At 67.0% G+C, this 23,089-nt stretch carries 19 protein-coding genes; 11 read left to right on the forward strand and 8 right to left on the reverse strand.

Translation table 11 applies throughout. The annotated features are described in order from the left end of the window. Window positions 1-53: 53 nt before the first annotated feature. The 6 genes from ACT9AS_RS14295 to groES all read right to left on the reverse strand — a co-directional run bounded on the left by ACT9AS_RS14295 (window position 54) and on the right by groES (window position 10,772). The gene (locus tag ACT9AS_RS14295; RefSeq protein WP_445100832.1) at window positions 54-3,650 is read right to left on the reverse strand and encodes a type I restriction endonuclease; all 3,597 of its coding nucleotides are present in this window, start codon (window positions 3,648-3,650) and stop codon (window positions 54-56) included. Then, window positions 3,650-5,044, reverse strand: a complete 1,395-nt coding sequence (locus tag ACT9AS_RS14300) for a restriction endonuclease subunit S (RefSeq protein ID WP_445100833.1) — start codon at window positions 5,042-5,044, stop codon at window positions 3,650-3,652. The genes ACT9AS_RS14295 and ACT9AS_RS14300 overlap by 1 nt, the downstream gene beginning before the upstream one ends. Continuing rightward, on the reverse strand, window positions 5,041-6,243 hold the full coding sequence (locus ACT9AS_RS14305) for a Fic/DOC family N-terminal domain-containing protein (RefSeq protein ID WP_445100834.1): 1,203 nt from the start codon (window positions 6,241-6,243) through the stop codon (window positions 5,041-5,043). The genes ACT9AS_RS14300 and ACT9AS_RS14305 overlap by 4 nt, the downstream gene beginning before the upstream one ends. Before the next feature lie 109 nt (window positions 6,244-6,352). Beyond that, window positions 6,353-8,677: an N-6 DNA methylase gene (locus tag ACT9AS_RS14310; protein ID WP_445100835.1), complete on the reverse strand. Its 2,325-nt coding sequence runs from the start codon at window positions 8,675-8,677 to the stop codon at window positions 6,353-6,355. Between the two features lie 99 nt (window positions 8,678-8,776). Continuing rightward, on the reverse strand, window positions 8,777-10,426 hold the full coding sequence (groL, locus tag ACT9AS_RS14315) for a chaperonin GroEL (RefSeq protein ID WP_445100836.1): 1,650 nt from the start codon (window positions 10,424-10,426) through the stop codon (window positions 8,777-8,779). Between the two features lie 58 nt (window positions 10,427-10,484). After that, window positions 10,485-10,772 carry a co-chaperone GroES gene (groES, locus tag ACT9AS_RS14320; RefSeq protein WP_445100837.1) on the reverse strand — a complete coding sequence of 96 codons (288 nt, stop codon included), beginning with the start codon at window positions 10,770-10,772 and terminating at the stop codon, window positions 10,485-10,487. A gap of 494 nt (window positions 10,773-11,266) precedes the next feature. On the opposite strand from groES, the gene ACT9AS_RS14325 reads away from it, so the two are divergent. The 7 genes from ACT9AS_RS14325 (at window position 11,267) to accC (ending at window position 17,612) form a co-directional block, all read left to right on the forward strand. Then, the gene (locus ACT9AS_RS14325; RefSeq protein ID WP_445100838.1) at window positions 11,267-11,665 is read left to right on the forward strand and encodes a helix-turn-helix domain-containing protein; all 399 of its coding nucleotides are present in this window, start codon (window positions 11,267-11,269) and stop codon (window positions 11,663-11,665) included. 66 nt (window positions 11,666-11,731) lie between these two features. Next, the gene (cutA, locus tag ACT9AS_RS14330; protein ID WP_445100839.1) at window positions 11,732-12,055 is read left to right on the forward strand and encodes a divalent cation tolerance protein CutA; all 324 of its coding nucleotides are present in this window, start codon (window positions 11,732-11,734) and stop codon (window positions 12,053-12,055) included. After that, window positions 12,048-14,534 (forward strand): protein-disulfide reductase DsbD, encoded by a 2,487-nt coding sequence (gene dsbD, locus ACT9AS_RS14335; protein WP_445100840.1) that lies wholly within the window; start codon window positions 12,048-12,050, stop codon window positions 14,532-14,534. The genes cutA and dsbD overlap by 8 nt, the downstream gene beginning before the upstream one ends. Then, complete coding sequence (locus tag ACT9AS_RS14340; RefSeq protein WP_445100841.1) at window positions 14,531-15,130, forward strand: redoxin family protein; 600 nt, start codon at window positions 14,531-14,533, stop codon at window positions 15,128-15,130. Before dsbD ends, ACT9AS_RS14340 begins: the two co-directional genes overlap by 4 nt. Window positions 15,131-15,247: 117 nt before the next feature. Further along, window positions 15,248-15,697: a type II 3-dehydroquinate dehydratase gene (gene aroQ / locus ACT9AS_RS14345; RefSeq protein ID WP_445100842.1), complete on the forward strand. Its 450-nt coding sequence runs from the start codon at window positions 15,248-15,250 to the stop codon at window positions 15,695-15,697. A 67-nt stretch (window positions 15,698-15,764) separates the two neighbouring features. Then, window positions 15,765-16,241 carry an acetyl-CoA carboxylase biotin carboxyl carrier protein gene (gene accB / locus ACT9AS_RS14350; RefSeq protein WP_445100843.1) on the forward strand — a complete coding sequence of 159 codons (477 nt, stop codon included), beginning with the start codon at window positions 15,765-15,767 and terminating at the stop codon, window positions 16,239-16,241. Window positions 16,242-16,244: 3 nt separating this feature from the next. Further along, window positions 16,245-17,612 carry an acetyl-CoA carboxylase biotin carboxylase subunit gene (gene accC, locus ACT9AS_RS14355; protein WP_445100844.1) on the forward strand — a complete coding sequence of 456 codons (1,368 nt, stop codon included), beginning with the start codon at window positions 16,245-16,247 and terminating at the stop codon, window positions 17,610-17,612. A 22-nt stretch (window positions 17,613-17,634) separates the two neighbouring features. On the opposite strand, the gene ACT9AS_RS14360 is transcribed toward accC, so the two are convergent. Further along, on the reverse strand, window positions 17,635-18,018 hold the full coding sequence (locus tag ACT9AS_RS14360; RefSeq protein ID WP_445100845.1) for a hypothetical protein: 384 nt from the start codon (window positions 18,016-18,018) through the stop codon (window positions 17,635-17,637). Next, complete coding sequence (locus ACT9AS_RS14365) at window positions 18,015-18,959, reverse strand: hypothetical protein (protein ID WP_445100846.1); 945 nt, start codon at window positions 18,957-18,959, stop codon at window positions 18,015-18,017. The genes ACT9AS_RS14360 and ACT9AS_RS14365 overlap by 4 nt, the downstream gene beginning before the upstream one ends. A 127-nt stretch (window positions 18,960-19,086) precedes the next feature. On the opposite strand from ACT9AS_RS14365, the gene prmA reads away from it, so the two are divergent. From prmA to purH, 4 genes are all read left to right on the forward strand, one after another. Continuing rightward, window positions 19,087-20,007 carry a 50S ribosomal protein L11 methyltransferase gene (prmA, locus tag ACT9AS_RS14370; RefSeq protein WP_445100847.1) on the forward strand — a complete coding sequence of 307 codons (921 nt, stop codon included), beginning with the start codon at window positions 19,087-19,089 and terminating at the stop codon, window positions 20,005-20,007. Window positions 20,008-20,387: 380 nt separating this feature from the next. Next, window positions 20,388-20,831, forward strand: a complete 444-nt coding sequence (locus ACT9AS_RS14375; RefSeq protein WP_445100848.1) for a DUF3426 domain-containing protein — start codon at window positions 20,388-20,390, stop codon at window positions 20,829-20,831. A 117-nt stretch (window positions 20,832-20,948) separates the two neighbouring features. Beyond that, window positions 20,949-21,236, forward strand: coding sequence for a DNA-binding transcriptional regulator Fis (gene fis, locus ACT9AS_RS14380; RefSeq protein ID WP_445100849.1), 288 nt, complete (start codon window positions 20,949-20,951; stop codon window positions 21,234-21,236). A 55-nt stretch (window positions 21,237-21,291) separates the two neighbouring features. Then, the gene (gene purH, locus ACT9AS_RS14385) at window positions 21,292-22,878 is read left to right on the forward strand and encodes a bifunctional phosphoribosylaminoimidazolecarboxamide formyltransferase/IMP cyclohydrolase (protein WP_445100850.1); all 1,587 of its coding nucleotides are present in this window, start codon (window positions 21,292-21,294) and stop codon (window positions 22,876-22,878) included. Window positions 22,879-23,089 lie beyond the last annotated feature (211 nt).

Genomic DNA, 23,089 nt, shown 5'->3' on the forward strand with positions numbered 1-23,089 from the left:
TTCCACCGCAGCGGGGGTCGCGTGCAGGGCGTCTTGACGCGAGCCTTCTTTTCTCAGGGTTGATCGTAGGTCATGGAAAAAACGGTTTCCGCCAACCAATGACGGAACGACTCGTTGTCTTGGAATTGCTTGAACAATTGAGCGTCGTCCGCGAACAGCGCCATGAGGACACGCTTGAGCGCCTTGTCGTGCTCGATCCTGGCATTCTGGCGATCCGAGTTCTGCTTGGCGTTCTTGTAAGCCTGGTCGGCCGCCACGCGGCTAGGGATCTCGTCGGTGATGCGTTGCTCCATGCGCTGCGGGTCGGCGAACAGGCCGCCGAACTGTTCGTTGAACGCCTTCACTATGTTTGACAGCCGGTCCAGTTCCGGCTCGGGCTTACGGCCACCGCCGGAGGTCGGCACCGGCTCAATCTCGGCGTCGGCGTCGGGCAGCGCGATCGCCAAGGTCGCCTGCTTTTCCGCGCGATAACTGTCCATGTCGATGGCGTCGAGGATGCCCTTGGACAGGTCTTCCTCGACTGGTGCCGGCAGCTTGGCGATCAGGAAGTTCAGGAAGATCGACAGCTTTTCCCAAGCCTGCACGCCATAGGGAAGGATACTGGCGAGGAAGTCGTAGGTGCGGGTAAATGCCTTGGCCTTGCCCTTGAAAGCAACCTGTCCGTCCTCGTCCAGGTCCTGCAAGTACACCGCAACGCAGGCGTCGAGGATGGGGTCGAGCCGGTCGCGCTCGGCGCCATTCAGGTATAGCTGCACCAGGGAGTCGACCTGCGTTTGCACATAGACCTGAGAGCCGTCCAGCTCGTACTTGAGCGTATGCAGCTTGTCGGCATCGGTTTCACGGCTGAGTATCGTGGTGCGGTAATAGTCGGCGAAGGCGTGTTCGACGGTTTCGACGTCATTGTGGAAATCGAGCACGAACACGTCGCGCTTCTTCGGGTGCGCCCGGTTGAGCCGCGACAGCGTCTGCACCGCCTTGACGTGAGACAGGGCCTTGTCCACATACATGGTGTGCAGCAGCGGCTCGTCATATCCAGTCTGGAACTTGTCGGCGCAGATCAGGAAGCGATAGGGATCCTCCTGGATGCGCTCGGCAATCTCTCCGCTTGGAAAGCCGTTCAAACTGGTCTCGGTGACCTTCTCGCCCTTGTACTCGGGTTCGCCGGAGAAGGCGACGATGGCCTTGTATGGACTACGGGTCTCGGCCAAGTAGTCGCGAAAGGCGAAGAAGTACCGAATTGCACGTTCGATACTGCCGGTCACCACCATCGCCCGCGCCTGGCCACCGATCTTGCGCCGGCCGATCACCTGCTCGTGGAAGTGGTCGACCATGATCTCGGCCTTGTCGCGGATCGCCTTGCCGTGGCCTTCCACGTAGATGCGCAGCTTCTTGCGCGCCTTCTTGACGTCGAACTCGGGGTCGCCTTCGATGGTCTTGGCCAGCCGGTAATAGCTGGCTACCGGCGTGTAGTGCTTGAGCACATCGAGGATGAAGCCTTCCTCGATCGCCTGTTTCATCGTGTAGGTGTGGAACGGCCGATACTTGGTCTCCCCGCCTTCCTGGTACGGCGTGCCGAACATTTCCAGGGTCTTGTTCTTCGGCGTGGCGGTAAAGGCGAAATAGCTCGCGTTGCCCAGCATCTTGCGCGAGGCGATGATCGCGTTGATGCGGTCTTCGAAATCCGGCTCGCCGTTGTAGTCGGCTGGCTCCTCGGCCAGCGCCATGTTCAGCTTGCTGGCGGTGCGCCCGCCCTGGCTGGAATGCGCCTCGTCGATGATGATCGCGAAGCGGCCGCTGCGGTGCTCGTCGCCGATGCGGTCGAGCACGAACGGGAAGGTCTGCACCGTGGAGATGATGATCTTCTTGCCGTCGCGCAGGAACTTCGCCAGCTGCTCGGTCTTGGAACTACCCCCGCCCTCCGTCACCGCGCCGACCAGTGTCGACACCTGGGCGAAGCCGCGGATGGTCTCGCGAATCTGGCGGTCGAGGATGCGCCGGTCGGTGATGACGATGATCGAATCGAACACGTCGCGCCCGTCCTTGCGCAATCCGATCAGCTGGTGCGCCAGCCAGGCGATCGAATTGGACTTGCCGCTGCCGGCCGAGTGCTGGATCAGGTAGCGCTTGCCGGCGCCGGTCCACGCCGCATCGGCCAGCAGCTTGCGCACCACGTCGAGCTGATGGAAGCGCGGAAAGATCTGCACCCGCTTCTTCCTGCCGGTCTTCTCGTTCTTCTCCTCGACGATCTGGGCGTAGTTCTCGAGGATGTCGGTCAGCCCGCCCGGGGTGAGGATGCGCCGCCACAGGTAGTCGGTCTTGATGCCGTAGGGATTGGGCGGGTTGCCCGCGCCCTGGTTCCAGCCCTGGTTGAACGGCAGGAACCAGGACTCCCTGGCCGTGCCCTTGTCGCCCTTCAGCGCGGTGCACATGCGCACCTCGTGATCGTCCAGGGCGAAGTGCACGACGCAGCGGCCGAACTGGAACAGGGTTTCGCGCGGGTCGCGGTCGCGCTTGTACTGCTCCTCGGCGTCCTCGGCGGTCTGCTTGGTCAGGCTGTTCTTCAGCTCGAAGGTCGCCACCGGCAGGCCGTTGATGAACAGCGCCAGGTCCAGCGAACGCCGCGACTGTTCGCGACTGTAGTGCAGCTGCCGGGTGATGCTGAAGCGGTTGGCCGCGTGGCGGTCCACGGCCTTGGCGTTCTCCGGTGATGGCGTGCCGTAGAACAGGTCGATGTGGTGCTTGCCGTGGCCGATGCCCTTGCGCAGCACGTCGATGGTGCCGCGGCGGGTGATCTCGCCCTGCAGCTGGGCCAGGAACCTGCGCCGCGTCGGGCCGTCGCCACGCAGGTCCAGCGCGGCGGCCACGTCCTCCTGGGTCTGTTCCAGGAACGTGGCGAGCTGTTCCAGGTCGACGGCGTACTCGCGCTCGTAATCGGCGTTGCGCCCGGCGATCCAGTCGAAAGCCGTCATCGCGCCGACGATCAGCGACTCCAGCCCTTCTTCCTTGATGTTGGTGACCGGCGGCTTGTCCGCCGGCGTCGGCCGCGCGGTTTCGATCCGCTTGATGCCGCCATCGAGGCCGAAGGCGGGCGCGACGCCGGCAATGTCGAAGCCGGCCGGCAACGCAAAGCCGTCGAGGAACGACGCCAGTCGCGGGTCCTGCGCCTGGAAGGCGAGGATCAGGCGTTCGGCGGCATCGACCGGAAGCTCGATGCGGACCAGCGCGCTGTTGCTGGGCGCAACGGCCACCAGCTTCACGTCGGCAATCATGACCCCCGCGTACGCCGCAACCATCTGCACCAGCTGCATGCGCTGGTACTCGCCCATGTCGACGGCGTCGCGCGCCAGGATCAGGTCGACCATCGCCTTCTGCGCGGCGCTCATCGGCTGGGCGGCATTGGTGCGCAGCGCCCACGGCAACGTCTTGTAGGTTTCGAAGTCCTTGCTGGTCCAGCCCTGCGCATCGGCCATGGTGTGGCAGGTGGCGCACAGGGCGATCAGGTTGTCGGCGCCGTGATCCTTCGACTCACGCCACGGGATGATGTGTGCGATCTCGAGCGACAGACCGAAGCCGCAGACCGCGCAGCGGTGGCAGGATTCATGGAGGACCTGCCGTTTGACGGCTGCGGGAATGGCCGGTCGGCTGCTCATCAGGCGTCCTCGTACTCCAGCTCGTCAGCGGGCTCGTCGGTGACGGGCTCGTCTGCTGCCGCATCGGCAACCTTGGGCAATGTCGCAGCTGCCGCGCGCACGTCCAGCTTGCCGGTGACGATGTCGGTGGTCAGGCGGGTGCGGTATTCCTGCATCAGGGCGATTTCGCGCTCTGCCCGCGCGATCGCGCTCTCGAGCGGCATGCAATCACTATTGGCTCGAAGAACGATTTGCTCTTGCTCTGACACTGGAGGCAACGCGATTCTGAGTTGTGGCAACTTGCTGGCCTTGATCCCCACAGCGGTGGAACCGGTACCTCTCTCGGCAAGCTGGCACTGAAAATAGCGAGAATTCATGCTGTACAAAGCGAAATCAGACCGCAGCAAGCCGGGATCCGGTCGGAATCTGATAATCCTCTGCGCCAGGGCGATACTTTCGTCATCAATCAAAGCAACATGTCCGAGCGGGGCTTCGGTAGTCAACAGAATATCGCCAACCTTTGGCAACCCTCTCCTCATGATCTTGGCGTAGTCGCATTTTCGGACATATTCCTTGGAAGACTCGTAGTCGATCCATCCTTTGCGGATGTTCTTCGCGGTTACCAAGAAGACGCCACTCTCGACCTTCTCCGGAGTCGCACCTCGATAGTCGGCCTTTTCGATCACGGAGCGTACAAACGGCCGCAGATCCCAATGTGCTGGAATATCACCAAGCCACTCGATACCCGAAGGCTTTAGCGCGACACCGGGATCAAGCCCGCGCGTCACCGCGCGGTGGATGATGGCCTGCTTCTGCTCGTTGAGCAGCGCGATCAGCTTGCGCTTGGCGCGGATGAAGCCGTCGATCTTACGGTTGGCGTGCTCCAGGAAGCGCACGATGGCGGCTTGCTCATCGGTTGGGGGAATGAGTACCGGAATCTCCCGCATCCCTGGAACAGACAAGTCCCATTGGCCAATTCTCACGCCATCGGATGCCTGCGCGAAATGCGCCACGTACGGACTGCTGCGAAGCAACCGCTGACCGAATGCAGCGTTGGCCAACCGAAGATCGAACACGAAATAGGCCGGGCTAACGATGCCATCGCAAGGCGCGATTCCCATTGAACCCTGCCACGCCTTCATCTTGTTGATTACAAGATCTCCAGCACGGGCAACTTTGTAGTTGCTCAGGTCGTCGGGAATGACATTGTGGTTTTCGCCCGAATCGGTCAACGAACGGACGAAGACCCCCTTCTCGCGCGCGACCGACAGCAACGGAAGGTCGGGGCAATTGCGCTCAGTGCGCTTCCCGACGAGAGTGCGCAGGTTTCGAACTTCCCACCCTTCCGGCACCTCGCCCAGCCACTTAGAGCCGGAATCTTTGTACGCCACATACGGCTTCAACCCGTCAATCACGCGGCTTCCCCTTCTGCATCGGCCGGCTCGCCAAACAGGTCGATATACGCCTGGTAGCGGAACAGCCGGTTGCGCCGGTAGCCGGTGGCTTCCACCAGCACGCCCTGCTCCACCATCCGCGAGACCAGGTTGTTGGCGGCGGTGTACGAGGTGCCGGTCAGCTCCTCCACGTCGGCCACCGACACGATGGGGCGCTGGTACAGGTGTTCGAGCACCCTGTGGCCGTTACCGGCGGCGCGGCCCAGGCCGGTGGTGACCCTGTCCCGATGATCCTCGCGCAGGGCCAGGATGCGGCGCGCGGTCTCGGTGGCCTCGCGGCTGACGCTGGCCACGCCGCGCAGGAAGAACGCCAGCCAGCCTTCCCAGTCGCCGACATCGCGGATCGCCTGCAGGCGCTCGTAGTACTCGGTGCGGTGCTGCTTGAAGAAGTGCGACAGGTACAGCACCGGCTTGATCAGGATCTCGCGCTGGCACAGCAGGAAGGTGATCAGCAGGCGGCCGACGCGGCCGTTGCCGTCGAGGAAGGGATGGATGGTCTCGAACTGCGCGTGCGCCAGGCCGATCTGGATCAGCTGCGGCAGCTCGCTGTCGGTGTGCAGGAAGTTCTCCAGCGCACCCAGTGCGACCGGCACTTCGTGCGGTGGCGGCGGGACGAACGTCGCCTCGTTGAGGGTGCAGCCGGCGGGGCCTATCCAGTTCTGGGTGCGGCGCAGCTCGCCGGGCGTGAGCCGCGCGCCGCGCACGCCCTGCAGCAGCCGATGGTGGATCTCGCGGATCAGGCGCACCGACACCGGCAGCTCGTGCAGGCGGTGCAGGCCGTGGTTCATCGCGTTGACGTAGTTGACCACTTCGTCGACATCGCGCGGGCGGTCCGGGGCCAGCACGTGCGCCTCGGCGGCCAGCAGGTCCTGCAGGGAGCTCTGCGTGCCCTCGATCTGGCTGGACAGCACCGCCTCCTTGCGCACGTACATGAATACAAACAGGTCCGGGTTGGGCAGGGTCTGGATGGAGCCGTCGAGCCGGCCCAGGGCGCGGTCGGCCTGCGACAGCAGGGCCTGCAGCCCGCCTTCCAGCCGTACCGGCGGGTCCGGCGGCAGCGGCGCCGGGTGGAAGGCGCGGTAGCCGGTGGACTGGGCGATGCGGCGCCCGGCGCGGTGGCGCATGGCGTCGTCCGGCTGGCGGGAGGCTGGGGTATTCATGCGCGGCTGGCTTGCATATGGCCCGGATTGCTTTCCATATTAAACCCTGCCTGCAATATAGGCGCGGTCCGCGTCTGTAGGCAAGGCAGGCTGCTGCATGACAGCGACCTCACGCGGGCGTCCCGCCGGTGATCTCCGACAGCAGGCCTTCGGTTTCCTGTTCCAACTCCAGGATGTCGGCGCTGATCTGCGCCAGGCTGCGCAACACCGGCGGCTTGTAGAAATGGCGGGTGAAGCTGATTTCGTAGCCGACCTTGGTATCGGCTTCGACGATCCAGGCGTCCGGCGTGTAGGGCAGCACCTCGCGACGGATGAAGGCCTCGATGCCGCCCTCCTCCAGCAGGGGTACCTGCTCGTGGTCGCGCAGCTCGCTGTCGGGCTCGTACTCGACCACGACCGGCTTGCCGTCGATCTCGACCGGGTACAGGCCGCGCAGCGGGTCGGCATCGACCTTGCCAGCCTTGTGGACCTTCTTGATCACCGGCGGCGCGCCCTCGACCCGCCAGCTCACGGCATTGACGATCAGCTTCCTGTCGGGTGCGCCGAGCTTGATGCCAAGACGCTTGAGCGCGGCGTTGAACTGGTCGAGGAACCCGTTGTGGTCCTCGTACAGGTCGTCGCCGAGCTCGTCGCGCAGGCGCCGGGTGGTTTCCACCAGAATCGCGTCGCGCTTCCAGGTTTCGGCGCTGAGCAGCTTCTTCTTTTTCTTCTCCGGCAGGCGACGCGGTGCGGGTGTGTCGTCGTCATCGTCTTCGTCACCGTCGCTTGCCCCCCAGGCGTCCAGGCGTTGCTCCAGCGCCTTGCGCACCGAGACAGGCTTGTCGAACAGGGCCTCGCCGAACTCGTCGTACAGGGCTTCGCGGATATCCGCATCGCCGGAAGCGAAGCGCAGGCTTTCGATGCGGGCGTGGGCGAGCTGGCTGTGCAGGCGCAGCGGGCGCTCCACCTTGACCTTCCAGTAACCAAAAGCTTCGTTGGGAAAGATCTTCGACTGCTCGCTTTCCTCGAAGGCCAGGAAGGTGTCGCAGATGCGGCGGATGTCGTCGGGCGACAGTTCGCAGTTCTTTTTGCCCATGTTCTTGCGCAGCGGGCGGAACCAACCGCTAGCGTCGATCAGCTGCACCTTGCCGCGGCGGTGCTCCGGCTTGCGGTTGCCCAGCACCCAGACGTAGGTGGCGATGCCAGTGTTGTAGAACATGTTCAGCGGCAGCGCGACGATGGCTTCGAGCCAGTCGTTCTCGATGATCCAGCGGCGGATATTGCTCTCGCCCTGGCCGGCATCGCCGGTGAACAGCGAGGAGCCGTTGTGCACCTCGGCGATGCGGCTGCCGAGCGGGGTGTCGTGCTTCATCTTGCTCAGCATGTTGGCCAGGAACATCATCTGGCCGTCGCTGGAGCGGGTAACCAGCGAGTATTCCGGGTCGTCGCCGTGCTGGATGACGAAGCGAGGGTCGCGCAATTCCTTCTTGCCGCCCATGCGCTCCAGGTCGCTCTTCCAGCTCTTGCCGTAGGGCGGATTGGCGAGCATGAAGTCGAACGTCTGCGCGCGGAAGGCGTCGTTCGACAGGGTGGAGTGTTCCGGTCCGCCGACGATGTTGTCGGCGGCATCGCCGTCGCCCTTGATCAGCAGGTCGGCCTTGCAGATGGCGTAGGTCTCGCCGTTGATCTCCTGCCCGTACAGATGCGTGGCCACCTGCTTGCCGTGTTCGCTGGCGATCTGCTGCAGGGTTTCCTCGGCCACGGTGAGCATGCCGCCGGTGCCGCAGGCGCAGTCGTACAGCAGGTAGGTGCCGGATTCGATCTGTTCGGCCACTGGCAGGAACATCAGGCTGGCCATCAGGCGCACGGCGTCGCGCGGGGTCCAGTGCTCGCCGGCCTCCTCGTTGTTGTCTTCGTTGAAGCGGCGCACCAGCTCCTCGAACAAGGTGCCCATGGAGTGGTTGTCCAGCCCCGGCAGGTCGCCGAGCGGCCGCGGGCCGAGGTTGACGTCCTTGTCGAGGAATTTCTCGATCAGCGGGCCCAGGGCGTCGGCCCGGGACAGGCGCGGGATCTGGTTGCGGAACTCGAAATTGTCGAGGATGTCCTGCACGTTCGGCGAGAAGCCGTCGAGATAGGCCTCGAAGTCATCCCGCAGCGTCTGCCGCGTGGCTCGGGACTTGAGGTCCCGGAGCCGGAATGGCGAGGTGTTGTAGAAGGCCTGTCCGGCGGCCGTGCGTAGGGCATCGTCCTGGTTTGCGATGCCTTCGCGGTCGAGCGCGGCCTTCATGTCCAGCACTGTCTGCTTGCTCGGTTCGAGCACCGCATCCAGGCGACGCAACACCGTCATCGGCAGGATCACATCGCGGTATTTACCGCGCACGTAGATGTCGCGCAGCACGTCGTCGGCGATGTTCCATATGAAATTGGTGAGGGTGTTGAGCTGCGCCTGATCCACTTGATCGATTCCCCTGTTTCTTCGGGAATGATACTGAAAGCAAGAACCCCGCCTTGCGGCGGGGTCCCTGGTGTTGCTGGTGGTGCGGAAAGGCTTGGATCAGAAGCCCATGCCACCCATGCCGCCCATCCCACCCATGTCGCCACCGCCCGGCATCGGCGGCTCTTCCTTCTTCGGCAGCTCGGCGACCATCGCCTCGGTGGTGATCATCAGCCCGGCGATCGACGCGGCGTTCTGCAGCGCGGTGCGGGTGACCTTGGTCGGGTCGAGGATGCCGAACTCGAGCATGTCGCCGTACTCGCCGTTGGCGGCGTTGTAGCCGTAGCTGCCCTTGCCTTCCTTGACGTTGTTGAGGACGACCGAAGCTTCCTCGCCGGCGTTGATGACGATCTCGCGCAGCGGCGCTTCCATCGCCCGCAGGGCGATCTGGATGCCGTGGTTCTGGTCTTCGTTGTCACCCTTCAGGCCGGTGATCGCGGCCAGCGCGCGGATCAGCGCGACACCGCCGCCCGGGACCACGCCTTCCTCAACTGCGGCGCGCGTGGCGTGCAGGGCGTCTTCGACGCGGGCCTTCTTTTCCTTCATCTCGATCTCGGTCGAGGCACCGACCTTGATCACCGCCACGCCGCCGGCCAGCTTGGCCACGCGCTCCTGCAGCTTCTCGCGGTCGTAGTCGGAGGAAGTCTCCTCGATCTGCGCCTTGATCTGCTTGATGCGGCTCTCGATGCCCGCGGTGTCGCCGGCGCCGTCGATGATGGTGGTGTTCTCCTTGGAGACCTGCACCTTCTTCGCGCGGCCGAGGTCGTTGATGGTCGCCTTCTCGAGCTGCAGGCCGACTTCCTCGGAGATCACGGTGCCGCCGGTCAGCACGGCCATGTCTTCCAGCATCGACTTGCGACGGTCACCGAAGCCCGGCGCCTTGACCGCGCAGACCTTGACGATGCCGCGGATGGTGTTGACCACCAGGGTCGCCAGCGCCTCGCCCTCGACGTCCTCGGCGACGATCAGCAGCGGCTTGCCGGCCTTGGCCACGCCCTCGAGCACGGGCAGCAGGTCGCGCACGTTGGAGATCTTCTTGTCGTAGAGCAGGATGAACGGGTCGTCCAGCTCGGCCTGCATCGACTGCTGGTTGTTGATGAAGTACGGCGACAGGTAGCCGCGGTCGAACTGCATGCCCTCGACCACGTCCAGCTCGTTCTCCAGGCCCGAACCGTCCTCGACGGTGATCACGCCTTCCTTGCCGACCTTGTCCATCGCCTGGGCGATCAGGTCGCCGATGTTGGCGTCGGAGTTGGCCGAGATGGTGCCGACCTGGGCGATTTCCTTGGAGGTCGACGACGGCTTGGACAGGTTCTTCAGCTCGGCGACGGCCGAGCCGACGGCCTTGTCGATGCCGCGCTTGAGGTCCATCGGGTTCATGCCGGCGGCGACCGCCTTCATGCCCTCGCGGATGAACGCCTGGGCCAGCACGGTCGCGGTGGTGGTGCCGTCACCGGCGTTGTCGGAGGTCTTGGAAGCGACTTCCTTGACCATCTGCGCGCCCATGTTCTCGAACTTGTCGGCCAGCTCGATCTCCTTGGCGACGGACACGCCGTCCTTGGTGATCGTGGGGGCGCCATAGCTCTTGTCGAGCACGACGTTGCGGCCCTTCGGGCCCAGGGTGGCCTTGACGGCATTGGCGAGAACGTTGACGCCGCGCACCATCTTTGCGCGCGCGTCTTCGCCGAAACGGATTTCCTTGGCAGCCATTGCGGATTACCTCAAAAGAATTGCGAAAAAGGGATGGGAAACGGAAGGACGACCGCGATCAGCCGAGGATCGCGAAGATGTCGTCTTCCTTGACCACCAGCAGGTCGGTGCCGTCGAGCTTCACTTCGGTGCCGCTGTACTTGCCGAACAGCACCTTGTCGCCGGCCTTGACCTTCGGCGCGCGCACGCTGCCGTTGTCGAGGGTCTTGCCTTCGCCGACCGCGACGACCTCGCCCTTGATCGGCTTCTCGGTGGCCGAATCCGGGATCACGATGCCGCCGGCGGACATCTTTTCTTCTTCCATACGCTTGATGACCACGCGGTCGAACAGCGGCTTGATATTCATGGCAACCTCTAAATGGTTGAAATAGTGGGAAAAGAACGCGGAATCCAGCTGCCGGCCACGACCGGATGACGACCGTGGGCGACATGCCCGACTCAACGGGACTGCCGGGTAAATGGGGGGCGCCATGGCGCTTTCAAGCCCGCCGTTGCGATCCGCGCACAAAAAAAGAGCGTGGCCCGAAGGACACGCTCTTTTCCGGTTTCGGGATTGGCTTCCGAGCGCGGCGCGATCCTGCACCTCTCCCCTGACCTGGACCCCCATGTCGAGCCGACTTCCTGTCGGTCAGTGGCCATGATGGCCAGTTTTGGTCACCGTGACTACGGACTTCCCGGTATGGAAAAGCTACTTTTGGTATCCCATATGTGTGATATACGTCGAAATAATACGACGGAAGCTGACTATCAGGAGAATATGGATACCGATAGCACACGACTTGACGTGACTTTCGGGAGCATGGTTAATACAGGTATCTCCGCTCCCACTTTTACAGCTAGATGACCCCGGAACTCCGCATCCGCCTCGCCCGTCGCCACGGCGGCCTGTCGCAGGCCGCGCTTGCCGCCGCGGTCGGCGTCCAGCGCAGCGCGGTCAGCCACTGGGAAGCCTCGCCCGGCAAATCGCCCAGCGCATCGAACCTGCGCCAGGTGGCGATGGCCACCGGCGTGCAGTTCGAATGGCTGGCGACCGGGCGCGGCAAGATGACGTTGTCGCCGGAAGTGGCGATGGACTCGGTCGCGGCGGCGGACGCCCTGCTGGTCGACGATGCGCTGGAGCTGCGGCTGCTGACCGCGTTCCGCGACAGCCCGCCGCGCTCGCGGGTGCCGCTGGTCGAGATCGCCGAACAGTTGGCGGTGCACCGGGTCGGCCGGCCGCGGGGCGGCGGCCGGGGTTGAGGCCACCGGCCCGGGCGACGCACTGGGCTAGGCTATACAGCCCTCCCGCCCGCGGTTTCCCGGCCGATGTCCGTCCTGCTTTGCCTGTGCACCTGCCCCGACACCACCAGCGCCCGCGTCATCGCCGAGGCACTGGTCACGGAACGTCTGGCCGCCTGCGTCAGCCGGTTGCCGGGGCTGCAGTCGACCTATCGCTGGGAGGGTGCGGTCGAGCATGCCGATGAAGTGCTGCTGCTGATCAAGACCGGCGCCGACCGGCTCGACGCGGTTACCGCGAGGGTCCAGGCCCTGCATCCATATGAACTGCCGGAACTGATCGCGGTCGAAGCCGCCGGCGGACTGGCGCCGTACCTCGCCTGGGTGGCCGAACAGACCCGTGAAGATGACTGAAGAATCCAAGCGCCCGCGCCGGCGGGGCTTTCAACTGCTGGGCCTGGTCCTGCTGCTCGGCGCGCTTGCGCCGGCCACGGCGGCGATCGATCCGGATGACCTGCTCCCCGTCGACGAGGCCTTCGCGCTGCAGGCGCGGGCGGAATCGCCCGGTGCGATCTCGATCGACTGGCGGATCGCCGATGGCTACTACCTCTACCGGCACCGCACCAGCGTCGAGGCCGATAGCGGTTTCGACGCACGATCGCTGCGGATGCCTGCCGGGGAAGCCCACGAGGACGAATTCTTCGGTGCGGTCGAGACCTACCGCGACCGGCTGCACGCGACCCTACCGGGCCAGGCCAGGGCGGCGAGCACGGTCCTGACAGTCAAGTACCAGGGCTGCGCCGACGCCGGCATCTGCTACCCGCCGCAGACGCGCAAGCTGACCGTGGCGCTGCCGACCGGGGGGGCGAACAATGCAGAAGCCGCGCCGCTGGTGGCCTTTGGCAACGGGGGTGCCGCGGGCGCGGCCAATCCGCTGGCCGGGGGCGTCAATCCATTGCTGGGCGGTACCGCGGCCGGCACCGACCCGTTGCCGTTGCCGCCGGAGCAGGCGTTCGGGTTCGAAGCGATCGCCGGTGACGGCAATTCCCTGCTGCTGCGCTTCACCCCGGCGCGTGGCTACTACCTGTACCGCGACAACACCTCGCTCACGCTGGCCGGCAACGCTGCCGGCATCACCCTCGGCGCGCCGCAGTGGCCGCAGGGGACCGAGCACCGCGACGAGCATTTCGGCGACGTGGTGGTCTATTTCCGCCAGATCGACGTGCCGCTGCCATTGCGGCGCACACGCCCCGACCCGGCCACGCTGCGGCTGACCGCGACCTTCCAGGGCTGCCAGACGGACGGGATCTGCTATCCGCCGATGACGCGGAGTGTCGAGGTGGCTGTGCCGGCGGGCGGGGTGACTGGGAGCAACGCTGCCGTCCCTGCATCCGCCGATCGGGATGAAGCATCACGGGACAAGCCCGATCCCACCGCACCGCCAGTGGCATCCGCTTCGGGTAGGAGCGACGTAAGTCGCGACCGCACGGCGACGCCGGATGGCGAGGCGCTCGCGACTGACGTCGCTCCTACAGGGGGCGACTCGCGGGATGTCGCGGGAGTACCGGACGCCGGCCTCGCCGAGGACAGCCGCCTCGCCGCCGCCCTGTCCGGCCCCGACCGCTGGCTGGCGCTGCTGAGTTTCTTCGGTTTCGGCCTGTTGCTGGCGTTCACGCCGTGCGTGCTGCCGATGATCCCGATCCTGTCCGGGCTCATCGCGGGTGCGTCGGCGGGCCACGGACGGGGGCTCGGTGCCGGCCGTGCGTTCGGGCTGTCACTGGTCTATGTACTCGCCAGCGCGATGGTGTTCACCGTGGCGGGCGTGGTCGCCGGGCTGGTCGGCGCCAACCTGCAGATCGCATTCCAGAACCCGTGGGTGCTGGCGGCGTTCGCGGCGCTGTTCGTGGCGCTGGCGCTGTCGAGCTTCGGTCTGTACGAAATCCAGCTGCCATCGGCGCTGCGCAACCGGCTCGGCGGCCTCAGCGACCGCCAGCGTGGTGGCTCGCTGGCCGGGGTCGCCGTCATGGGGGCATTGTCGGCATTGATCGTCGGCCCGTGCGTGGCGCCGCCGCTGGCCGCCGCGGTGCTGTATATCGGCCAGACCCAGGACCCCGTATTTGGTGGCGCCGCCCTATTCCTGCTGGCGATGGGCATGGGAGTGCCCCTGCTGGCGTTCGGCGTCGCCGCCGGCAAGGGCCTGCCGACCAGCGGCCCGTGGATGGTCGCGGTGCAGCGGGTGTTCGGTTTTGTATTCCTCGGCCTGGCGGTGTGGATGCTGTCCCGGGTCCTGCCGGCGCCGCTGGTGCTGGGGCTGTGGGGCGCGTTGCTGATCGGGGCGGCGGCGATGCTGGCGCTGGCGCTGGGCAAGTCGACGGCCCGCGACGGTCTGCGCGCGCTCGGCTGGACACTGGCCGCGCTGCTGGGCGTGGCCGGCGCGACGCAGGTGGTCGGCGCGCTGGCCGGCAGCCACGACCCCCTGCAGCCGCTGGCGGGCCTGCGCGGCGGCGGCACCGAGGTCCGGGAACTGCCGTTCCGCACGATCAAATCGCTGGGCGACCTCGACCGCGAGATCAACGCCGCCCAGGCCGCCGGCCGCCCGCTGCTGCTCGACTTCTATGCCGACTGGTGCGTGGCCTGCAAGGAAATGGAACGCGACACCTTCCCGGAGCCCACCGTGCACGCCGCGCTCGCCGACTTCGTCCTGCTCAAGGCCGACGTCACCGCCAACGACGCCACCGACCAGGCGCTGATGAAGCGGCTCGGCATCATCGGCCCGCCGGCGACGCTGTATTACGTCGATGGCGTCGAACGCCGCGAACTGCGGCTGTTCGGCTTCGAACCCGCCGCGAAGTTCGCCCAACGCGCCGACCGGGCGCGGGCGGCGCTGCCATGAAACCGTTCACCAAGGTCCTGCTGGTCGCGGTCGGTGCCGGAACGCTCGGCATCGTCGCCGGGCTGTGGTCCAACGGCCCCGGGCGGCTGCTGGAATCCGAACTCGGCCAGCGCGCCCTGCAGCAAGCGCTGTCCGCGTCCGCCCCGCCGACACCGGACGGACTGGCCGTCGCCCGACGTGGCGAAGTGATCCCGACCGTGGTGCTTCCCGACCTCGACGGTCGCCCGGTCACCCTGCCCGCCGCCCACGCGGGCCGCCCGCTGCTGGTCAACTTCTGGGCCAGCTGGTGCGGCCCGTGCATCCAGGAGATGCCGGAGCTCGACCGTTTCGCCGCCAACCAGGCCGCCGCCGACGGCGTGCAGGTGGTCGGGATCGCGCTGGACGACGTGGAGGCGGTCCGGGCCTTCCTGCAGCACACGCCGGTGCGCTACCCGATCCTGCTCGATACGCCCGGGCCACGCGATGCCGGGGTGCAGTTCGGCAATCCCAAGGGCGTCCTGCCGTTCACCGCGCTGATCGACGCGGAGGGCCGGCTGGTCAAACAGAAGATCGGCCCGTTCGAGCACGGCGAGATCGACGAATGGGCGGCGCGGTAGCCGCCCACATTCAAACATTCGTTTAAATCGCGACAACTTCGGCGAAACGGCAGCGAACTTCTGGACAACGCGGTAACGCTTCGGCCACACTGCCGCCTTTCCGAATCCCGGCCCTTCATGCCAAAGCTGCTGGTCCTGCACGGCCCCAACCTCAACCTGCTCGGCGAACGCGAGCCGGCCGTGTACGGGCAGGCCACGCTGGCCGCGATCGACGCCGACCTGCGCGCACGCGCCGAGGCCGCCGGCCATGCGCTGGAGTGCATGCAGTCCAACGCCGAGCACGTGCTGGTCGAGCGGGTGCAGGCAGCCCGCGCCGACGGCACCGCGCTGATCCTCATCAACCCGGCGGCCTTCACCCACACCAGCGTGGCGCTGCGCGATGCGCTGGCCGCCGCGGCGGTGCCGTTCTACGAGATCCACCTGTCCAACCCGCACGCCCGCGAACCGTTCCGCCACCACAGCTATTTCAGCGACCTGGCGGTCGGCGTGGTCGCGGGGTTCGGCGTCGACAGTTACCGCTATGCGCTCGATGCCGCGCTGTCGCGGCTGGCCACGGCCCGGCCCTGACGGCCGCCCCCCCCCCTTTACGTTGCCGCTCCCCGCGGCGTCCTGAATTCCACCAAGAGGCCCACCCATGGACCTGCGAAAAATCAAGAAACTCATCGACCTGCTGGAAGAGTCCAACCTGGCCGAGATCGAAATCAAGGAAGGCGAGGAGTCCGTGCGCCTGGCCCGCAGCCCGCGCGGCGGGGTCGCCGCCACGCCGATGATCCAGGCCGCCCCAATGCAGGTGCAGGCGCAGGCCCCGATGCCGATGCAGTCGCCGGTCGATGCCGCCACCGGCGGCGCCGCCAAGGCCGCCGACGACCTGCCCGCCGGGCACGTGCTGCGCGCGCCGATGGTCGGCACCTTCTACACCTCGCCGGCGCCGGACAAGCCCCCATTCGTGACCGTCGGCCAGTCGGTGCAGGCCGGCGACACCCTGGCGATCATCGAAGCGATGAAGATGTTCAATCCGATCGAGGCCGACACCTCCGGCACCGTGCTCAAGGTGCTGGCCGAGAGCGGCCAGCCGATCGAGTTCGACCAGCCGCTGTTCGTGATCGGGTGAGCCATGCTCGATAAAGTCGTCATTGCCAACCGGGGCGAGATCGCGCTGCGCATCCTGCGCGCCTGCCACGCGCTCGGCATCCGCACGGTCGCGGTGCACTCCACCGTCGACCGCAACCTCAAGCACGTCGCGATGGCCGACGAGTCGGTTTGCATTGGCCCGGCGCCGTCGACCGACAGCTACCTCAACATGGCGCAGCTGATCGCCGCGGCCGAGGTCACCGACGCCCAGGCGATCCACCCGGGTTACGGCTTCCTGTCGGAGAACGCCGACTTCGCCGAGCGGGTCGAGGAATCGGGCTTCGTCTTCATCGGACCGAAGGCCGAGACCATCCGCCTGATGGGCGACAAGGTCGAGGCGATCCGGGCGATGAAGGAGGCCGGCGTGCCCTGCGTGCCCGGCAGCGGCGGCCCGCTCGGCGACGATGCCGCGACCAACACCGGGATCGCCCGCGAGATCGGCTACCCGGTGATCGTCAAGGCGGCCGGCGGCGGCGGTGGCCGCGGCATGCGCGTGGTCCATACCGAGGCGGCGCTGGTCAACGCCATCGCCACCACCAAGGCCGAGGCCAAGGCCGCGTTCGGCAACGACATGGTCTACATGGAGAAGTTCCTGGAGAACCCGCGCCACGTGGAGATCCAGGTGCTCGCCGACGGCCAGGGCGGCGCCGTGCACCTGGGCGAGCGCGACTGCTCGATGCAGCGCCGCCACCAGAAGGTGGTCGAGGAAGCGCCGGCGCCGGGCATCACCCCCGAGCAGCGCGCGGAGATCGGCAAGGTCTGCACCGAGGCCTGCATCCGGATCGGCTATCGCGGCGCCGGCACGTTCGAGTTCCTGTACGAGAACGGCCGCTTCTACTTCATCGAGATGAACACCCGCATCCAGGTCGAGCACCCGGTCACCGAGATGGTCACCGGCATCGACCTGGTGCGCGAGCAGCTCAACATCGCCGCCGGCCACAAGCTGTCATTGAAGCAGGACGACATCGTGCTGGAAGGCCACGCGATCGAGTGCCGGATCAACGCCGAGGACCCGGACACCTTCATGCCGAGCCCGGGCCTGATCCAGCATTTCCATGCCCCCGGTGGCCCCGGCGTGCGCGTCGACAGCCACATCTACGAGGGCTACCGCGTGCCGCCGAATTACGACTCGATGATCGGCAAGCTGATCGTGCACGGCCCCGACCGCGAGACCGCGATCTGCCGCATGCGGGTGGCGCTGAGTGAGATGGTGGTGGACGGCATCAAGACCAACATCCCGCTGCAGCAACGCATCCTGGCCGACGTCGGCTTCCAGCAGGGTGGACAGAACATCCACTACCTGGAAAAGCGACTGAAGGAGCAGAAGGAAAAGTCGCTGTCGATCGTGTAGTCATGCCCTTCGGGGCGTGGATCTACCGGAGTCCCTGCGCGGGCTCCGGTTCCGGCGCCGGCTGCTGGGTCCCCGGGATCGGCCGCACGCCGTCGCTCGAGGAGACGCTGACCACGGTCACGTACTCGCTGGAACCGTCGGGCCAGATGACCCGGAAGGAACTCCCGGTCGGAAGCGTGGCGAACGGCGCGCCGCTGCCGGCGCGATAGGCCGCGGCGACCTGGGCGGCACCGGCCACCCGTTTCTCCAGCGGCGAAGTCACCGACGTGGCGGTCACCGCCGACATCCCGCGGTAATCCTTCCCGAGCACGTCGATCACGACCCCGGCGGCCGCCACGGAATACGCGGCGAACAACGTGGTCCAGAACACCAGCTTGACCCTGCGTACGACAGCCTCGTTTTTCATTTCTGCACCTTCTTCCCGCCCACGAGCGAGTCGGCCATTTCATTCACCACGTCCGCCCCCTGTCGCGGCACTGCGGCATCGAAGACAAAACTGCTGAAATCCTGCCCGGGATCGCGCGAACAGATCCCGCCATTGGCACACTGCGACACCATCACCGCGCTGTCGGCACCGCACTCCATGCCCAGCTCGCAGGCGGCGACCTGCCATGCCACTTCCGCCAGCCGGGTGCCCGCGACCTGGCCCTCGAAGGCGCGGTCTCCGCTCGCCTGGATGCCCATCGCCGGCGCCAGTGCCGCGAAGGATTCCGGATCCTGCGACTGCTGCACCCGGTCCACCAGGTCGTGCTTGTATGCATCGCTGGTGTCGAGCGGCTCGCCGACGGCCAGCAGCGCGGCTTCCGCGGCGAGGCTCCCGGCCTCGGCGGCCTCGCGGGTCATGCCCAGGATCACCGTGTACGACAGATCGTCGCCGGGCACGAACCGGGCACAGCGCTCGCTGGTGCGGGTCCGTGCTGCGACCATCGCGGCGGACGTCTTCAGCCCCATGTCCCGGATCGCCCGGGTGTCCCCGACGTAATCGGCTGGCGCCATGGCGTACGCCGAGCAGTAGTCGTAGACCCGGCTCAACATCCAGGTCGCCTCGGGATCACCGGCCCGTGCCGCGGGCGCCAGCGTGTTGGCGTAGGCGTACAGGTCGCGTGCATGCTCGAATTCCGCGCGGTGGCCCTGCATGCCGGGGACGCCGCGTTGCGGCTGCCCGGACCGCGCGTCGGCGGCGATCCGTTCGGCGACGGGTTGCCCGGCATCGACCGGCACCTCGCCGGCCAGCCCGGTCGCCACCGCGTCGATGGAAACCACCGCGCCCGGGTCGCTCCGATACGCCACGATCGCCGCCAGCAACAGCGCCGACGCCAATGCGAACAGGACGAGTTGGCGGTGCACGGCAGGCAAAGGAGGCGGCTCCCGGTGTCGAATCGCGACACGTGCGGCGCGCCATATTAGATCAACGGGCGGTTGCCTGCGCCGGGCACACGTCCCAACATGCACGTCCCGCACGCGACTGCCCGCCATGCCCTTCCTCGAACTCACCGTGTCCTGCACCGAAGCCGACCAGCCGCGTCACGAGCAGGCGCTGGAGTCCGTCGGCGCGCTCGCGGTCACCCTGTCCGACGCCCACGCCGACGCGCCCGACGAGCAGGCGATCTTCGAACCCGGCGTCGGCCAGACCCCGATGTGGGGCGAGCTGGTGCTGACCGCGCTGTTCGAGGGCGGCACCTCCGAGGCCCTGCTGCTGCATGCGTTGGCAGCCGCCGACGAGGGCATCGACTGGTCGCGCGCGCAATTCCGCGAGGTCGCCGACCAGGACTGGGAGCGGGCGTGGATGGACCAGTACGAGCCGCTGAAGTTCGGCACCCGGACCTGGATCGTGCCGTGGAACCACGACCTGCCCGAAGGCGCGGACGCCCCGGGCACGGCGGTGGTGCGGCTCGACCCCGGCCTCGCGTTCGGCTCCGGCACCCATCCGACCACCGCGTTGTGCCTGCAATGGCTCGACACGCTGGCTGGCGACGGCGCACTCGATGGCGCGACCGTGCTCGATTTCGGCTGCGGTTCCGGCATCCTCGCGCTGGCCGCGCTCAAGCTCGGTGCCGCCCGGGCGGTCGGCGTCGACAACGACCCGCAGGCGCTGCTCGCCACCGACGACAACGCCGCGCGCAACGGTGTCGGCGAGCGGCTTGCGGTGTACCTGCCGGACGACGAGCCGGTGGCGACGTACCCGGTCGTGGTCGCCAACATCCTCGCTTCGGCGCTGGTGGCGCTGGCCGACACGCTCGCCGCGCGGGTCGCGCCGGGCGGCCGCATCGCGCTGTCGGGCATCCTCTGCGGACAGCAGGACGAGGTGCTGGCGCGCTATGCGGGTGATTTCGAACAGTTGCGGGTCGAGCAACTGGACGACTGGATCCGGATCAGTGGCGTCCGTCGCCGCTGAGGCCCGGGCCGCGCGCGGGCTCGGCTAAACTCCGGCGCATGTTTGTCCCCTGCCCCCATTGCGGATTCCTGGTAGCCCTGATCGTCTCGCGGGGCGGGCCGGCGCAGCACTGTCCACGGTGCAGGAACCCGCTGGATGTCGAACCGGACGCGGGAACCGGCGCTGACGCGGCCACTTCGCAGGCCCCGGAGCCGTCGCTCGAGCCGGCACCACAGGCAGAGCAGCAGCCGGAACAACCGCCCGCCAACGCGCCATCCGCACCGCCCGCCCCATCACCGGCCGAGCGACCGCGCCGACGCGTCCGCCGTACGAACGCACCCAGCTTCGCCCGGGTCATCGCACCCGCACCGGCCGCGCGCAGGCCGCGATGGTCCGGCTGGTTGATCGTCGCCGCACTGGCCGTGCTCCTGGTGCTGCAACTGCTGCTCGCGCAACGCCAGGAACTCGCCGCGAGCGAGCGCTGGCGGCCACTGGCCGGCGGTGTCTGCGCGGTGTTGGGCTGCGCGCTTCCGCCGTGGCACGAGCCCGGCGCGTACACCATGCTCGCGCGCAGCGTGCAGCCGTCCGGCACGCCCGGCGTGTTGCGCGTCACCGCCAGCTTCCGCAACGACGCGCGCTGGCCGCAGCCGTGGCCGGCGCTGGCACTGAGCCTGTCGGACGTGCGCGGCCAGCCTGTCGCGCAACGCACGTTCGCGCCCGCCGACTACCGTGGTACCGGCGCGGACGGCGACGCCGGACTGGCGCCCGGACAGAGCGCCAGCGTGCAGTTCGACGTGGCCGAGCCGGCTTCGCCGATCGTCGCATTCGACTTCGAATTTCGATGAACGGGCCCGCCGCGGTGTCGGTGGCGACGTTCGCGGGTTAGACTCGACCCCCCGTCGTCGAACCGCAGGATGCGGCGCATGCCGCGCGACGGTTGCCTACGTCCGGGGGAGACGCGTTTGAACGCCGCAGCAGACCGTAACGATTCCAGCCGCCCGGAAGCCGGACGCACCGGTCCGCGGGTGCCGCTACGGGACCACGTCGCCACGTCGATCCGCCGCTACCTCGGCGACCTCGACGGTTGCGACAACGGCGACCTGTACCAGATCGCGCTGCAGGAACTGGAGATCCCGCTGTTCGCCGAAGTGCTGACGCACTGCGACGGCAACCAGAGCCGCGCCGCGGCGATGCTCGGCATCCACCGCGCGACCCTGCGCAAGAAGCTGCGCGACTACGGCCTGGCCTGAGGCCGCCGCACCGGGGCCGGTATAATTATCGGCTTTCCCGCCGAAGCCGCCTGCCATGACGTCCGCCCCCTCGCCCGCCGCGCCGGTAAAGATCCGCCGCGCCCTGCTTTCCGTGTCAGACAAGACCGGCCTGGTCGAACTGGCCCGCGCCCTCGCCGGCCACGGCGTCGAACTGCTGTCGACCGGCGGCACCGCCAGGGCGATCCGCGATGCCGGGCTGGCGGTGAAGGACGTATCGGAGGCCACCGGCTTCCCGGAGATGATGGACGGCCGGGTCAAGACTCTGCATCCGGTCGTGCACGGTGGTCTGCTCGGCCGCGCCGGCGTCGACGAGGCGGTGATGGCGCAGCACGGCATCGACGCGATCGACCTGCTGGTGCTGAACCTGTACCCGTTCGAGTCGGTCTCGGCCAATCCCGACAGCACGATGGACGAGATCATCGAGAACATCGATATCGGCGGCCCGGCGATGCTGCGCTCGGCGGCGAAGAACTTCGCCCGCGTCGCGGTCGCGACCGAGCCGGGGCAATACGACGCGTTGCTGGCCGAGATGGCGGCGAACGACGGCGCGCTGTCGGCCAAGACCCGCTTCGCGCTGTCGGTGGCCGCGTTCAACCGCGTCGCGTTCTATGACGCCTGCATCGGCAACTACCTGTCGTCGATCAACGACGACGGCAGCCGCGCGCTGTTCCCGGCGCAGAGCAACAGCAACTTCACCAAGGTAATGGACCTGCGCTACGGCGAGAATCCGCACCAGCACGGCGCGTTCTACCGCGACCTGTGGCCGGTGCCGGGCACGCTGGCGACGTTCACCCAGTTGCAGGGCAAGGAGCTGAGCTTCAACAACCTCGCCGACGCCGATGCGGCGTGGGAATGCGTGCGCCAGTTCGACGCACCGGCCTGCGTGATCGTCAAGCACGCCAACCCGTGCGGCGTCGCAGTCGGCACGGGCAACGGCGAGGCCTACGAGGCGGCGTTCGCGACCGACCCGACTTCGGCGTTCGGCGGCATCATCGCGTTCAACAAGACGCTCGACGCGGCGACGGCGAAGACCATCCTCGACCGCCAGTTCGTCGAGGTGCTGATCGCGCCTGATTACGATGCCGAGGCGCTTGCCTACGCGAAGAAGAAGGCCAATGTGCGGGTGCTGCAGATCCCGCACGGCGACGGTCGCAACAACTTCGACGTCAAGCGGGTTGGCTCCGGGCTGCTGATGCAGACCAGCGATATCCGCGAGGTGACGCGCGAGGAGTTGAAGGTGGTCACGAAGATCGCGCCGACCGACGCGCAACTCGACGACCTGCTGTTCGCCTGGCGCATCGCCAAGTTCGTGAAATCCAACGCGATCATCTATGCGAAGGACGGGCGCAGCATCGGCATCGGTGCGGGGCAGATGAGCCGGGTGGTCTCGGCGAAGATCGCCGGCTTGAAGGCCGAGGAAGCCGGGCTGGTGGTGCCGGGCTCGGTGATGGCCAGCGATGCGTTCTTCCCGTTCCGCGATGGCCTCGACGCCGCCGCTGCGGCCGGCATCAAGGCGGTGATCCAGCCGGGTGGCTCGATGCGCGACAACGAGGTGATCGCCGCCGCCGACGAGCACGGCATCGCGATGGTGTTCACCGGGGTGCGGCACTTCCGCCACTGATTGCCGTGGCTTTGGCTGTGCTGCCGCTGCCGCTGCCGCTGCCGCTGCAAGGCAAAGCAAAGCAATGGCAACGGCAACGGCAACGGCAACGGCAACGGCAGGAGCTTGAGGCTTCCCGGCTTCGGGATGGGCGACGCCCTGCCGGGGTATTGTCTCCGCCCCTCCGTCGGGCCATCCATGGCCCGAGTCGGGGACGTGCGCCATCCATGGC

This window comes from Lysobacter sp. F60174L2 (assembly GCF_052547135.1).